This window comes from Propioniciclava sp. MC1683 (assembly GCF_014164675.1).
Classification (GTDB): domain Bacteria; phylum Actinomycetota; class Actinomycetes; order Propionibacteriales; family Propionibacteriaceae; genus Propioniciclava.
Map to the genome: position 1 here is coordinate 42190 of NZ_JACJFX010000009.1, position 13863 is coordinate 56052.

11 protein-coding genes are annotated in these 13863 nt (G+C 70.0%); 8 read left to right on the forward strand and 3 right to left on the reverse strand.

Annotation, left to right across the window (positions count from 1 at the left end; all coding sequences use genetic code 11):
- Positions 1–80 precede the first annotated feature (80 nt).
- The 7 genes from H5397_RS07850 (at position 81) to H5397_RS07880 (ending at position 9560) form a co-directional block, all read left to right on the forward strand.
- Entirely contained in the window at positions 81–1598 is a 1518-nt protein-coding gene (locus H5397_RS07850; protein WP_182816313.1) for a DUF6056 family protein, read from the forward strand.
- The gene (locus H5397_RS07855; RefSeq protein WP_182816314.1) at positions 1595–2788 is read left to right on the forward strand and encodes a glycosyltransferase family 4 protein; all 1194 of its coding nucleotides are present in this window, start codon (positions 1595–1597) and stop codon (positions 2786–2788) included. The genes H5397_RS07850 and H5397_RS07855 overlap by 4 nt, the downstream gene beginning before the upstream one ends.
- Complete coding sequence (locus H5397_RS07860; protein ID WP_182816316.1) at positions 2785–3879, forward strand: hypothetical protein; 1095 nt, start codon at positions 2785–2787, stop codon at positions 3877–3879. The genes H5397_RS07855 and H5397_RS07860 overlap by 4 nt, the downstream gene beginning before the upstream one ends.
- Positions 3876–4991 (forward strand): glycosyltransferase, encoded by a 1116-nt coding sequence (locus H5397_RS07865; protein WP_220492110.1) that lies wholly within the window; start codon positions 3876–3878, stop codon positions 4989–4991. Before H5397_RS07860 ends, H5397_RS07865 begins: the two co-directional genes overlap by 4 nt.
- Positions 4984–6441 (forward strand): lipopolysaccharide biosynthesis protein, encoded by a 1458-nt coding sequence (locus H5397_RS07870; RefSeq protein ID WP_182816318.1) that lies wholly within the window; start codon positions 4984–4986, stop codon positions 6439–6441. Before H5397_RS07865 ends, H5397_RS07870 begins: the two co-directional genes overlap by 8 nt.
- Before the next feature lie 237 nt (positions 6442–6678).
- A complete protein-coding gene (locus tag H5397_RS07875; RefSeq protein ID WP_182816320.1) occupies positions 6679–7998 on the forward strand; it encodes a cell wall-binding repeat-containing protein in 1320 nt (439 codons plus the stop codon).
- 116 nt (positions 7999–8114) lie between these two features.
- Positions 8115–9560, forward strand: a complete 1446-nt coding sequence (locus H5397_RS07880; protein WP_182816322.1) for a cell wall-binding repeat-containing protein — start codon at positions 8115–8117, stop codon at positions 9558–9560.
- 50 nt (positions 9561–9610) lie between these two features.
- Here H5397_RS07880 and H5397_RS07885 read toward each other — a convergent pair whose 3' ends face one another.
- Genes H5397_RS07885 through H5397_RS07895 form a run of 3 tightly spaced genes read right to left on the reverse strand, consistent with a single transcriptional unit; the run spans position 9611 to position 12164 of the window.
- Positions 9611–10150 (reverse strand): GNAT family N-acetyltransferase, encoded by a 540-nt coding sequence (locus tag H5397_RS07885; RefSeq protein ID WP_309224320.1) that lies wholly within the window; start codon positions 10148–10150, stop codon positions 9611–9613.
- A 41-nt stretch (positions 10151–10191) separates the two neighbouring features.
- Positions 10192–11247 (reverse strand): GNAT family N-acetyltransferase, encoded by a 1056-nt coding sequence (locus tag H5397_RS18795; protein ID WP_182816326.1) that lies wholly within the window; start codon positions 11245–11247, stop codon positions 10192–10194.
- Between the two features lie 44 nt (positions 11248–11291).
- Complete coding sequence (locus tag H5397_RS07895) at positions 11292–12164, reverse strand: PIG-L deacetylase family protein (protein ID WP_182816327.1); 873 nt, start codon at positions 12162–12164, stop codon at positions 11292–11294.
- A gap of 209 nt (positions 12165–12373) precedes the next feature.
- Here H5397_RS07895 and H5397_RS07900 point away from each other — a divergent pair, with 209 nt between their 5' ends.
- The gene (locus H5397_RS07900; RefSeq protein ID WP_182816329.1) at positions 12374–13834 is read left to right on the forward strand and encodes a cell wall-binding repeat-containing protein; all 1461 of its coding nucleotides are present in this window, start codon (positions 12374–12376) and stop codon (positions 13832–13834) included.
- Positions 13835–13863 lie beyond the last annotated feature (29 nt).

The window sequence follows — 13863 nt, forward strand, 5'->3', positions numbered from 1 at the left end:
GGGGCAAGTGTAACGGTTGCTCCGGGTGCTCTAGTGTCGAGGGGTCCAGTGCAGGCGCGAGTACTCGGAGGATGGTCTTCATGGCAGCCCCTCGTCGACCCGACATCGATGCGCCGCTGCGTGCCGGCCCCCTGCTGTTGGCGGCGCTGTTCGTGGCGGTGTTCGTCCTGGGCCTGCTGTTTCCCCCGACCGGCGACGACTGGAGCCGGGTCGCGTTCCAGAACCGGACGCCGGCGGGATTCCTGGCCCAGGCCGTGGGCTCCTATGAGGGGCACAACGGGCGCATCGTCGGGAACAGCCTGTCCTTCCTCCTGATCGAACCGGTCTGGGTGCGCGCGGCGGCGAAGGCCGCTACGGTGGTGGGGCTGGTCGTCGCACTGCAGGCGGCGACCCGCGTCCGGGCCGCGTGGGCGTCGCTCGCCGCCTTCGCCGGCGTGTTCCTGCTGCCCGCCGGGCTGTTCCGGGAGAGCTACGTCTGGTCGGCCGGGTTCTACAACTACGTGCCGCCGATGGTGGCCGTCCTGCTCCTGGTGGCCGTGCTGGGCGGACGCCGTGACCAGGTCGAGGGCCTGCGCCGCGTCTGGCTCGCGGTCGGCTGGGCCACGCTCGGTTTCGTCGCGTGCTTGTTCGTCGAGCACGTCACGGTCGCGATCCTCGCGCTGTCCCTGGTCGGCGTGGGGGCTCCGCTGCTGGTGCGTCGCGCGCCCGAGCCAGACGCGGTGGGCTGGGCCGTGGGTTCGGTGCTGGGCACCGTGGTCATGTTCGCGTCTCCCGGCTTGCGTGAAGTGGCGGCGCACGAGGACGCGTACTTCTCGTATGCCGCCTCGATCGGCGACCTGGTCGACCGGGCCATCGTCAACTACGCGGTCATCACCGACTCGTTCGTGCTCTCCAACCCGGTCCTGTTGGTGCTGACGGCCGCAGCCCTCGTCGGGGCCGCGGTCGTGCGGCCGGGGCGCACCGGTGCGGCGGGTTGGTTCGTGCTCGCCGGCGTCGCCGTCGTCGTGGGCTGGGCCGCGGTCAGTCGGCTGGCCCTGGCCGAACAGCTGCGGTGCACGGGGCCCGCGGCGGACAGTTGCACCACGACCGTGCTCGGCCTCGACGTGGCCGTGCTCTTCCTGCTGTTGGCGGCGCTGGTCGTGGCCGGCCTCGACCGTCTCGTCACCGCCCGGGAGCGCCGCGTCTGGCTCGCGCTGTTGGGCGCGACCGTCCTCATGCTCGGCCCGCTGCTGGCCGTGTCACCCATCGGCCCGCGCAACCTCATCGGGCCGACGGTGACGCTCACCGCACTGCTCGTCCTGCTCGCCCGCCCCGCGGTGGACGCGTGGGCGCGACCTCGCGCGCCGCGTCTCCTGGCCGCCGTGGTCGGCGCGTGCACCCTGGCCGGGCTGGTGCTCCTCCTGGTCATCCATGGCGCCAACGCGCGGACCGCGGCCGAACGCGTCCGCCTCATGGAGGACGCCGTCGCGAACCGGCAACCGGCGGTGGCGCTGCCCGCCTTCCCGTTCCCGTCCTGGGTGCATGACGCCAGCGACGAGAAGATCGGCAACCGCTACTACCTCGAGCGGCCCCGCGACATCGAAGTCACCTTCCCGTGAGAAGCGCCCCGCACTCCCGCCCGCTGCGCGTGGTGATCGTCTCCCGGCTGTACGCGCCCGAACCCGCGGCCGCCACGTTCCGGCTCTCGGCGCTGGAGCGAGAGCTGGCCCGTCGCGGTTGCGACCTGACGGTGCTCACCACCACGCCGGCACCCGGTTCGCCCGAGGCGATGGCGAGTTCCCGCTCTGTCCGCGTCAGGCGGTGGCCGGCCCTGCGCAATCGCGAGGGCTATGTGCGCGGCTACCTCCCCTATCTCTCCTTCGACCTGCCCGTGCTCGGGCGCCTGCTCGCCACCCGCCGGCCCGATGTGATCGTCGTCGAGCCCCCGCCGACGACGGGCCTGGTGGTGCGGCTTGCGGCGTGGCTGAAGCGCGTCCCGTACGTGTACTACGCGGCCGACATCTGGTCGGTGGCCGCCCAGGAGACTGGGGCACCGACGCCGGTCACCCGCCTGCTCCGCTGGATGGAGCGGGCCGCTTGGCGAGGCGCATCGCCCGTCATGACCGTGTACCCCTCCTTGGTGGAGGGCGTTCGCGCGATCGACCCAGAGGTCGCCGTCGCGTTGGTCGGCCACGGCGCCGACACCGCGGTGTTCCGCCCCGACGGGGAGGTACCTTCGATGGATGGCCCCTACCTCGTCTACGCCGGCACCGCCTCCGAGGTGCACGGGGCGGGAATCTTCATCGATGCGCTGCCCCTCGTCCTGGCCCGGGTTCCCGACGCTCGGCTCGTGGTGATCGGCCAGGGCGAGGACCGCCCGGCGATGGAGCGGGCGGCCCGGTCATTGCCAGACGGCACGGTCACCTTCCTGCCCCGCCTGGATCCCGCAACCACCGCGAGCTGGATCCGGGGGGCGCGGGCATCCCTCGCGAGCGTCCGCCCCGGGCCGTACGGCTTCGCGCTGGCCACGAAGGTCTTCGCGGCCGCCGCCTGCGGCACGCCCGTGGTGTATGTCGGGGCCGGCGAGGGGGGCGAACTCGTCAGCCGCGAGGCCCTGGGTGCCGTCGTGGACTACGAGGTGGGTGGCGTCGCCGACGCGATGGTCGCCGCCCTGCGCGCTGGGTCGGATGCGACCAGGCGTGACGCGCTCGTGCGCTGGGCGCACGAGCACGGTTCGATCGACGCCGCGGCCGGCCGAGCCGCCGACACGATCATGCGAACCGCCCGGGCCACACGGGGGGCGTCGTGAACCGCGCCGCCCGACCGGTCCCGGTCCTGCATATCAACGACTGCGCCTTCACCACCACCGTCCTGATGCGCGAGGCGGGTCGGCGGGCCCTCCCGTGGGAGTACCTGCCCCTGGCCGTCACCGAACCATCGTGGCGTGGTGCGACGCGGGTCGTCCGCCGCGCGCTCCGCGGGGCGGGCTGGGAGGCACGGCTGGCCGGAGCGGCCCGACGCGCCGACCTGCTGCACATCCACTTCGCCACCGTCGTGCGCCACGCCGGGTGGGTGCCGCGCCCCCACGTCCTGCACCTGCACGGCACGGACGCCCGCAGCTACCAGTACGACCGCCGGCTCGGACCGCTCGTGCGGCGCGCGATCGAGCGGGCGGACGCCGTGCTGTACTCCACGCCCGACCTGGCGCCCCACGTGGACTGGCGCCCCGACGCCACCCTCCTCCCCGTGCCCATCGACACCACCGCGCTACCCGTCTGGGCCCCGGCTGAGCGCCCGCGAGTGGTGTTCGCGTCCCGCTGGCACGAGGTCAAGGGCCTCGCGGTCCAGCTCGCCGTGGCCGAACTGCTCTCCCGACGGCTCGGGAACGACGTCGAGCTGGTCGGCGTCGATTGGGGCCCGGGGGCGGGGCTGGCCCGGGCGGCCGGCGTCCGGTTGGTGCCGAAGGCCGACCACGCGACCTTCCAACGATTGCTCGCCACCGCCCACGTCGTGGTGGGCCAGCCCACCGGCATGCTGGCCGCCAGCGAGCTCGAGGCGCTCGGCATCGGCGTGCCCGTGGTGGCGCCGCTCCATGGCCCGTGGTACCGGGCCAGCGGGGCGGCGATCCCCCCGGTGCTGGGCGGGGTCGACCTCGGCGCGGCGTACGCCCTCCCGTCGCAGGACCCGACGGTGCCCGGAGCCAGGGCCTTGGAGCGCGGGGAGGAACGGGTGCTCGCGGAAGGGATCGCCACAGCGGTCGTGGGGGCGCTCGGTGAACCCGGGGGAGTGTCGGCAGGGATCGACGCCGCGGCGTGGCTGGCCCGCGAGCATGGGTCTGCGTCAGCTGTGGATGCGCTGCTCCCTCTCTATGATCGGGTCATGGCCGAGCGGGAGGCATGATGGCGCGGATCCTCGTGATGACCGTGGCGCACCCGCCCGCCGACGCCCGCATCCAGCACCGTCAGATCCGGGCCCTGCTCGACTTCGGCCACGAGGTCACCTTCGCTGCGCCCTTCGCGGCGTTCGGGGCGCGCCCTCCCGCGGGGGTCCGGGGCGTCGACCTCCCTCGCTCCCGCGGGAATGCGCTCAGCCGCCTGCCCGCCCTGGCGGCCGCGATGCGACTGGTCCTGCGCGAACGGGGCCGCCACGACGTCGTGCTCGCCCACGACCCCGAGCTGCTCCCCGCGCTGGCCGCAGCCCGGCTGCCCGGCCGACGCCGACCCGTGGCCATTTGGGATGTGCACGAGGATGTTCCGGCACAGGTCGCGATGTTGGCCATTCCCCGGGCGCTCAAAGGCCCGTTGGCCCATGTGATTCATCTGGCTGAACTCGTGGCAGAGCGTTGCTTTCGGTTGCTCCTGGCCGAAACGGCTTATCAGGACCGGTTTCGCCGCGTGCACCCCGTCGTGCCCAATTCGGTTCGGGTGCCGCCGGGCGGGCCGTGGCCGGCCGAACCGACGGCGCGGGTGGTCTACCTCGGCAGCCTGACCTGGCCACGCGGCGCCGCCGAGATCATGGAGTTGGCGCGTCGCCTGCCCGAGGTGCGCTTCGAGGTGATCGGCAACGCCAAACCCGACGTGGCCGCCGCACTGGCCGAGGCGTCCACCGCGCTGCCAAACCTCGACTACCAGGGCTTCGTGCCCAACGACGAGGCGCTGGCCCGGCTGCCCGGGGCGCTCGCGGGGCTCAGCCTGCTGCACGACGAGCCGAACTACGCGCATTCCGAGCCGACCAAGATCATGGAGTACATGGCGCACGCGGTGCCGTCGATCACCACGCCGAACGCCGCCTCCCGCGCGCTGGTCGAGGCATCGGGGTGCGGGGTGGTGGTCGGGTTCGGTGACGTGACGGGCGCGGCCGACGCCCTCCGCCGGCTCGACGAGGACCGTGCCGAACGGGAGGCGTTGGCGTCCTCGGGCTACGCCAAGGCGAGCGAACGCGACTGGAACCGCGACGGGCGGGAGTTCGCCGACCTCCTCGCGCGGTGGGCCGAAGAGGACGGCGTTGGCTGAGGGGCGCTCGCGGGTGGTGGGGGACGCCGCCCTGAGCACGCTCGGCATGTTGATGTCGGGCGGCGCCCAGTTCGTCCTCTCCGTCGTCGTCGGCCGGGTCTTCGGCCCAGGGACACTCGGCGCCGTCCGGGGTGCGCTGTCCCTGGCCAACACGGCGAGCCTGTTGTGGCCCTCCGCGGCGGGTCAATCGGCGTCCTTGTTCGTGGCACGTGAGCTCGCGGCGGATCGCGCGGAGGTCGCCGGGCAGGTCGAACGACACCTGACGCTGAGGGTGGCGCTCGCCGTTCTGGTGCTCGCCCCCACCATGGCGCTGGCGTCGGTGTTCGTGCTGGGGCTGGGGTGGGGGGATGCGGCGTGGGTGGCCGCACTCGTGGTCGCCCTGGGCGCCTACCAGATCGCCCGGGGCATCCGGTTCGGGCGCGCCCGCGTGCGGATGGCCACCGTGGCCGAGGCCGCGAACGCGGTGCTGGGCGTGGCGCTGCTCGCGGTCGTGGCGTGGCTGCACCTGCCGGGATGGTTGCTGGGACCGCTCGTCGTGGGGAACGCGGCCTACGCGGTCGGGGTGCTGTGGCAGGCGCTGCGCGGCGCCGCCGGCATGGACCCGAGCCTTCGCCGCGAGCTCGACCTCTTCGTCCTGTGGGGTGTGGCCGGCACGGTGGCCTCGACGGGGCTGCTGCAGCTGTCGATGGTCATCGCCAAGGCGATCAGCGCCGGCCACGATGCCGGGCTGTACGCCGCGGCGATCTCGTTGGCCACCCCCCTCTCCATGGTCGCCCGGGCGCTGTCGATGGCGCTGTTCCCCGAGATGGCCCGGCAACTCGGGAGGCAGGACGAGGCGGCAACCCGCGCCATCGTCGACCGGGCCACCCGCGGCCTCATCGCGGTGATGACCCCCGGCTTCCTGATGCTGCTGGTGGTGGCCGAACCCTTGGTCACCCTCGTCTACGGTGCTGGGTTCCACGGCGCCGTCGAGCCGTTGCGGATCTTGCTGGTGGCCGTGTTGATCACGACGATTCCGGTGGCCGCCGTGAACTCGATCAACGTGAGGGGGCGCGCGGGCGTGCGACTCTCCGCGTTGCTGTCGTGGGTGGGGTTGCTCCTCGGGCTGGGGCTCATGGCCGTCCTGCACGGCCCCTTCGGGATCACGGGCGTGGCTTGGGGGTACCTGTCCGGCGTGTCGGCCACGGCCCTGGTGGCCTTCGGCCTAGTCTGGCGACGCGATCAGCAGCGATGGGCGTGGCCCACCCTTGCGCTGTTGCTGGCGGTGGGCGTCGCTGTGGCCTGGGCCGAGCTGGGAATCGCCACATCGAGTTGGTCGGGGAGCCTGCTGGGCGTGGTTGTGTTTGCCGTGGTGTGGTCCCCGGTGGCTCGGCAACTCCTCCGCCCGCGACACGGCCCCGGGCCGCGTGTTTCGACGGGCAATGCTGCGATGACTGAGGAGGACGGTTGAACAAGATCCTGTCGGGTGAATGCCCCGGCCAACGAAAGGTCTCGCAACCCTCGTCTTGAGATTGAGGGTCTGTTGTCTCGGTTGCCGACCTCAAGTTGCGAGAATATCGGGCCCCCAATACAGTACTCACGTACTCCTGAGGTGCAGTGATGCGGAGAGGGGTGGGTCACCCCGCCCACTCACTCGCTGCTGTAACTGGGAGTCGCATCATCACACCTATCTAGGAGGATTGCTCGCATGAGCAAAAAGACTCGTGCTCTGGCACTGCTTTCCGCCGGCGCACTTACCCTGACCATGGCGCCGCAGGCTTTCGCCGCAGTCATCGACACCGATCCCCAGTTCCGTTACACGGAGTGGAACGCGGGCATCCACCGCATCGCCGACAACGACGCGATCTCGACGGCCATCGAGGCTTCCATGTCGCGCACCGACTGGGGCTACGACGTTCGCACCCAGCTGCAGTACAACGCCCCCAACACCACGTGGCACGGGGCGCCGGCGCGCGCTGACCTCGCCGAGGGCGCGGTCGTTCAGCTGCCCATCGGCAAGGACCAGTGGGTCCAGGCCACGGTGGTGAAGAACACGACTCAGCGAACCATGCACATCATCGTTGCCCGCGACGACGAGTACACGGACGCGCTTGCCGCCACGCCGCTCGCCGACGTGCTCAACGCCCCGCTGCTGCTGAACCCGAAGGACAAGCTCGACCCCCGCGTCGAGACCGAGATCAAGCGTCTCGCTTCCTACGCTGCTGGCCGTGGCGAGCACGTGCAGGTGCACCTGCTGGGCGGCACCAACGCCCTCTCGCACGACGTCGAGAACGCGATCGACAAGGCCATCGACGCGAACAACCTCAACCGCACCACGACGCGCCACCAGGGCGTCGACCGTTACCAGACGGCCGTCTCGCTCGGCCTCGTGACCGTGAACTACTACGGCATCGAGTCCCGCGACAAGTCCTGGGACGTGAACGTGTACCTGACCACGGGCAAGAACTTCCCTGACGCGCTGGCCGCCGGTGCCGCCGCTTCCGCGAACGACGGCATCGTGCTCCTCACCAACGACGAGGCCCTCGACAACCGTGGCTTCACCGATGACTTCCTCATCGGCCTGCGCACGTGGGTCAAGGACAAGGCCGGCCAGCGCGTCGGCTGGTCGTTCAACACCACCGAGAACTTCGCGGTGGGTGGCCAGGCGACCCGTGCGGCCGCTGCGAACGACATCCGCGTCGCCAAGTCCTACGACGGCCGCGACCGCTACGAGACCGCCACGCTGCTGGCCACGGACACCTTCAAGGCCCCCGGCGTTGCTGGTAACCCGAGCTACTTCGCGGTTGCTCCCGGCACCGACTACAAGTACGCCGTTGTGGCTTCGGCCTACATCGCCAACGCTGACGGCCCGCTGCTGCTGACGAAGGTCAACGAGCTGGTCCCGACGACCAAGGCGTACCTGCAGAAGAACGTCGAGAACCGTGACTCGATCTTCGTCTTCGGTTCGGAGAACGGTTCCATCACCAACGCCGTGTCCGCGGACATCAAGAAGGCTGTCAACTGGTGACCTGAGGTGCCCAGCTTTAGCTGATCACTTTTGTGCTGGCCCCCTCCCGCAAGGGAGGGGGCCAGCTGCATCCCCCCACGCGATTTGAGGTATGTTGGCTTCAGCAGATAAGACCCGTGAAAGGGGCCATCACCGTCATGCCTAAAGTCGCTCGAAGGGCCGTCACCACGATTGCCCTGGCAACCCTCGTCACCAGTGTTCCACTAGCGCTGCAGGCTTCGGCCGCTGACGCCGTACAGATCGACCGTGTGGCAGGTGCGGACCGCTATGCCACCTCCGTCGCGATCAGTGCCAAGGCGGAGCGGTCCCCCAACGGGGTCGTGTTCCTGGCATCGGGCGAGAACTTCCCTGACGCTCTGGCCGGCAGTGCGGTGGCGGCGCAGCTGAACGCCCCGGTGCTGCTCACGCGCCCCGGGGCCCTACCGCGCGACGTAGCCGGTGAGCTTGACCGTCTCGACCCACGGGAAATCGTCATCCTGGGCGGGCAAGCAGCAGTGAGCGCGGACGTGGAGAAGGCCGCCGCTTCCTATGGCCCAGTCCGCAGGATCGAGGGGGCGGATCGTTACGACACGGCCAGCGCCTTGGCCGACTTCGGATTCCCCGACACCCGGACGGCCTACATCGCCTCCGGCACCAACTTCCCGGACGCCTTGTCCGCGGCCCCGGCGGCGGCGCACCGTGGTGCCCCCGTGCTGCTCACGCGCCCCGACTCGTTGAGCCCGGGGGCCGCGCGCGTCGTCAACCGCCTGCGTGACCAGCCTCTACGGGTTGTTGGGGGCACGGGCGCCGTCAGCGGCGCGGTGAGCAGCGAGCTCGCCACGTACTCCAAGGAGCTGCTCCGCCTGCAGGGGCGGAACCGCTACGCGACCTCGGCTGTCATCTCGCAGGAAGCGTTCAACGCAGCGGGGACCGTCTACCTGGCCAACGGCCAGAACTTCCCCGACGCGCTCGCCGGCGCCCCTCTGGCGGCCAAGTCGAAGTCACCGGTGCTGCTGGTGACCAAGGATCTGGTCTCTTTCGAGGTGTGTGTTGAGATCGGACGCTTGGGGCCCACGCGGGTCGTGGCCCTCGGGGGTGAAGGAGCGATCTCCGCGGAGGCGCTGCGTGCCGCCGCGTACTGCTCGACGGGCGTCCCGCGGGTCGTCACTCCCGGCGAAGCCGGCGACCCGGGTGCCCCCGGCCAACCCGGAACGCCCGCTCCGCCTGCTGGCCCCGGGTCTTCGGTTGACACCTTGGACCGCTACCAGGCCGAGACTGCCCTGGCGACGATCATGCGCACCATCCCGTTGGCGGACAACGCGCGCTACAACCTGGCGGACCCGTTGGCAGACGACATCGGCGTCCTCCTCGAGGCCGCGAAGCGGCTGCAGGCTGCCGGGGCCCCGGCTTCCCCGCAGCAGGCCTACTACCTCGCGCAGGTGGACTTCATCGTGACCAAGCTCACCCAGGCCTCGGTCTACCCGGCCCAGGCTGAGCCCCCCTACGACGAAGCTCGGGCCGCCATCGGCACCATCCTGCCGATTCTCAACCCGATCCTGAACACGCAGCACACGCTGCCCTGACCACAAGCTCGTAGGTGGGCGGAAGCGCTTGCTTCCGCCCACCTCGTGGTTCAGGATCCGTGCACCCAGCTCATGCGGGGGCGCCCCAGGCGCAGGGTGATCACGCGCTGAGCTGGTGCGAACCCTGCGCGACGGACCGATGCCCGGGACGCGTGGTTGGAGTCCTCAACGAGGATCGACGCGACCGTGGCCCCGCGTTCGGCGGCAGCCGAGACCCGAGCCGCCACCAGCGCACCCTGAAGGCGATGTCCGCGATGGGTGGGGGAGACGAAGTCGTCGAACAGGTGGGCAGTAGAAGGGCGTGGGCCAAGATCGACGCGCAGATGCGCGTCACGGACTCGGCCGAACTCCACGTGCCCGAAGCCGCAGAGGGTCCCGTCCGGAAGCGCCGCGACGAAGAGTTCAACCTGCGGGTCCTCCGCACGCGCGCGGATCAGGGCAGCCTTCCCCGGGCGTAGTTCGTGGCCGAGATCGCTCGCGAAACGGGCCAGGTCGGCCGGGGTGGCCGGACGAACCTCGTAGGGAGCAGCCGGTTGGACCGGCATGGAGCGGTCTGTCGGTCTGGTGTAGATCCGCGACGTGAGGATCACCAAGTCTACGAGTCTCTTGAGCCGCACGTGCGGACGCGGCGTCACGGTCGCACCCGTCGGAGCAGCCGTGTGACAGGGTCCTTCCCTTGCCATGAGGTCCATTGGTACGACTGGGCGAAGTGCGAGGTCAGTTCGAACTTCCATGGGTACCTGCCGGCGCCGAGGTCGTACACGTCAGTGTCGCCCGCAGCGAAGAGGCCCTCGATGGCGCTGATCCTGGCCCTGGAGGGCCGCCACTGGGCGAAGTCAGGCTCATAGGCCGTGTTCCATGCCCACACCCGGCGATCGCGACGCCAGGCCAGCTCGTAGAAGGCGAGCCGACCCTCACCCGTTCGGGCAACGAAGGCCGTCGCGTGGCTCTTGTCGACGACCACATCGCGATAGGTGGCCAGGCGTCGAGGGTCTTCGAACAGGGAACGGCGTTCGCGCCGCCCGTGGTGCTCCACCAAATGCTCCTTCTCCCGCAGGTGGAGCGCGACGAACTCGGCAAAGAGTTCGGACGATATGGGGCTGATCTCGGTCACCTCGATCCCCAATTCCCGCCGTTGTTTGTTCAGCGATGTCAATGCGCTGCGAGGCACGGTGCGCCGGTACTCAGCGAAGCCAGTGAACCGGTGCATCTCGATGCGGGGGATCTCGACCAATGGCCGCACCGCCGCATTGTGCTCGTGGGTGCGGAGGAGGTGCAGGAGCAGGTGGGACTCGGAGGGCAGGTAACGCAGGTTGATCCGTTGGACCCCGCGGGCCGCCTCGAAGGCGTGCCCGAGCAGCGCCTTCGTGATGGTGCTCGGCTTGAGTCGGCGGGCATCGACGATGACATCGCGGTGATCACCCTCCATCGGGAACCCCAGCTCGCGCCAACGGATCGGCCCCGCCGACCGGGGCATTATCGCGAGGGGGAGGACACCCACCAACTCCCCATGGTCCTCGGCAACCGTGACCAACAGTTCGTGATCAGCGGGAGTTGTCCTGAGCCACGCCGCGACGTACTCGTAGGTCAGCTGGTGGGGGAGCGTTGGGTCGGCGGTTTCCAGTTCTCGCCAAGCGTCCCTGAGGCCCTCGAAGTCGGAGATCGAGCTGATGATCCTCACGTCCACGAGTCAGCTCCTCAGTCGGGGAAAGGCCATGGGCCATCGGTGCGTCAGCGACCAGCGCGCGATGCCAACGAGGCTAGCACGCGCCACAACGACCACGAGTTGCCGATCCGATGCCGGAGCACCTCCTCGAACAGACCCAGGGAGACGCGTCGGGACAGCGCCTCCAACGCGCGAGCGTCGGTCTGGTGGAACAGTTCGGCCGCGTGGGAGCCTGGGACCAGATGCCGTTTGGATCGAGCCAAGTCGTGGTACACCTCAAAACCCATGGTGGTCTGCGACGCGAAGATGGTGAACAACTGGTCACGGGCGCGCAATGCAGCATGGGTGAGGCCGAAGGCGTGCGTGACCAATCCTGCGGGCAGGAGGCTCGAGTTCTCGCCGACGAACACAGGTCCCTCGAAACCGGCGCGCTGGAGAGCAGACGCAATCAGGGTGGCGGACAGGCGGTGCTCCGGGTGCGCATCGACAGGCCCCACGGCGAACACCGCCTCGTAGCGGCCGTCGGCGACGATCTGGGCGAGCTCGCTGGTCACGCGGTCACTCATCGCAGCGAGTTGGTCGTTGACGCCCGACAGCACGGTCAATGACCGAATCCCCGTTTGGCGTTGGACTTCGACGGCCTCGGCCAAGCGGGTTGCGCCACGAACCTCGGGGGTGGCTCCCACGCCTCCGGCGCTGCTGTCGGTCGTGTAGACCAGATCCACCTCGATGCCCTGCTCACGCCAAGCGCCGAGAAGACCTCCGACGGCGATCACCTCGTCGTCCACATGGGGGAACACGAGCAGAAGGGGCCCGGTGAAGGCCGGGATCGGCAGGGGGCGCAACGATGTGGACAGCCGGCGGTAGTGCCGGTCGAGAATCGTCCGGTTGAGGACGCGGGCGCCTGGGGTGAGTGTGCGTGTCGTCCACCGCTTCACGCGTTTCACCCTCGATACACTTTCCGGCACGTCCCGGAGTCTAGCGAGACAGTCCCCAGGCCCGTTCACAAGCGGGAACATCCCGCGTCTTTCATCCAGTCGTGTCATGATATGCATAGCCGGAGCGCAGTTGCCCCGGTCTCGACACGAGAGGGATGTTTCTCATGCGCGCACAGCGTCTTGTTCGCTGCTCCGTTGCCACAGTAGGGGTGACCACCCTGTTGGTGGCGGGGCTCGCCACCACCGCCCAGGCCGAAAGTGCCCGCCTCGCGGGTGAAAACCGCTACGACACCTCCGCCAAGATCTCCGCCGACTTCGCCACGTCGGGCGGCACCGTCTACGTCGCTTCGGGTCAGGGGTACGCCGATGCCCTGGCCGGGGGCGCGGTGGCTGCCCAGCAGAACGCTCCGGTGCTCCTGGTGCGCCCCAACGCCGTACCTGCCCCGATCCAGGCCGAGCTGGAGCGCTTGAAGCCCGCGCGCATCGTCGTGCTCGGCGGCGACGCCGCCGTGGGGCAGGTCGTGGTCGACGAACTCAAGAAGACCGGCGTCGAACCGAGCGTGATCGCGGGGGCCAACCGCTTCGAGACGGCAGCCCTGCTGTCGGAGCGCACCTACCCGACGGGCGCCGAGACCGTGTACCTCGCCTCAGGTCAGAACTACCCGGACGCCCTCGCGGCAGGTGCGGCGGCGGGCAAGAATGCGGGTCCGATCCTGCTCACTGGACGCGACCAGTTGGCGCCGGCCGCGGCCAAGGAACTCAAGCGGCTCACGCCGAAGAAGATCGTCGTCCTGGGCGGCACTGGCGCCATCTCATCAGCGGTGTTCGATGCTGCGCGGGACGTCGCACCGGTCGAGCGCATCGCCGGTGCCGACCGCTTCGAGACAGCCACCAAGCTCTCGGCGGCCACGTTCGCCAGCGCCAAGACGGTCGTCCTCGCCAGCGGCGACAACTTCCCCGACGCCCTCTCCGGTGCCCCCCGGGCCGATGCGGCCTCGGCGCCGATCCTGTTGGTGTCGGCGGGCGCCGAGAAGAACAAGCCGGTGTGCGCCGAGATCGCACGGCTCAAGGCCGACAACCTCATCGTGTTGGGTGGCACCGGAGCCGTGTCGGCAGAGACGCTCACCCACATCCAGGACTGGTGCCCGGGCGCCGGCGAGCACGTGTTCCGGGGCAAGGTCAGCACCGACGTCAAGCTGCCTGAGCTCGGCGCCTCCATCGTCACGCTGACCTTCGAGGGCACGGGCAGCTTCACCGCCTCGACCCACGACGTGAATGGCACCCAGGTGAGCCTGCTGGTGAACCAGACGGGGGCCTACTCAGGCGTGCAGGCCTTCAACCTCGACGGCAAGGCGGCGAGCACCCTCAAGATCCAGGGCGACGGTGCGTGGGTGGCTCGGGTCCAGCCGCTGGCAGCTGCGCCGGCTTGGGACGTGACCGCCAGCACGACCGGCACGGGCGACACGGTGATCCGGCTCGGAGCCGCGCGGGAGGACAACGTCACGCTCGCCCTCGCCAGTGCTGATGGCAAGCAGTTCACGGTGTACGCCAACAAGGCCGACGGCAGCTGGGCGGGTACGTTCACGGGGCCGAGCGACGCGATCCTGCCCAAGGACGCGACCCTGCTGCGCGTCGAGGCTGACGGAGCCTGGACGATCACCAAGAAGTGACCCGCTGACGGCACGGGATCGACGTGCCG

Coding starts and splice junctions, on each gene's coding strand:
- H5397_RS07850 (WP_182816313.1), top strand. CDS start 81: ATGGCAGCCCCTCGTCGACCCGACATCGATGCGCCGCTGCGTGCCGGC.
- H5397_RS07865 (WP_220492110.1), top strand. CDS start 3,876: ATGATGGCGCGGATCCTCGTGATGACCGTGGCGCACCCGCCCGCCGAC.
- H5397_RS07875 (WP_182816320.1), top strand. CDS start 6,679: ATGAGCAAAAAGACTCGTGCTCTGGCACTGCTTTCCGCCGGCGCACTT.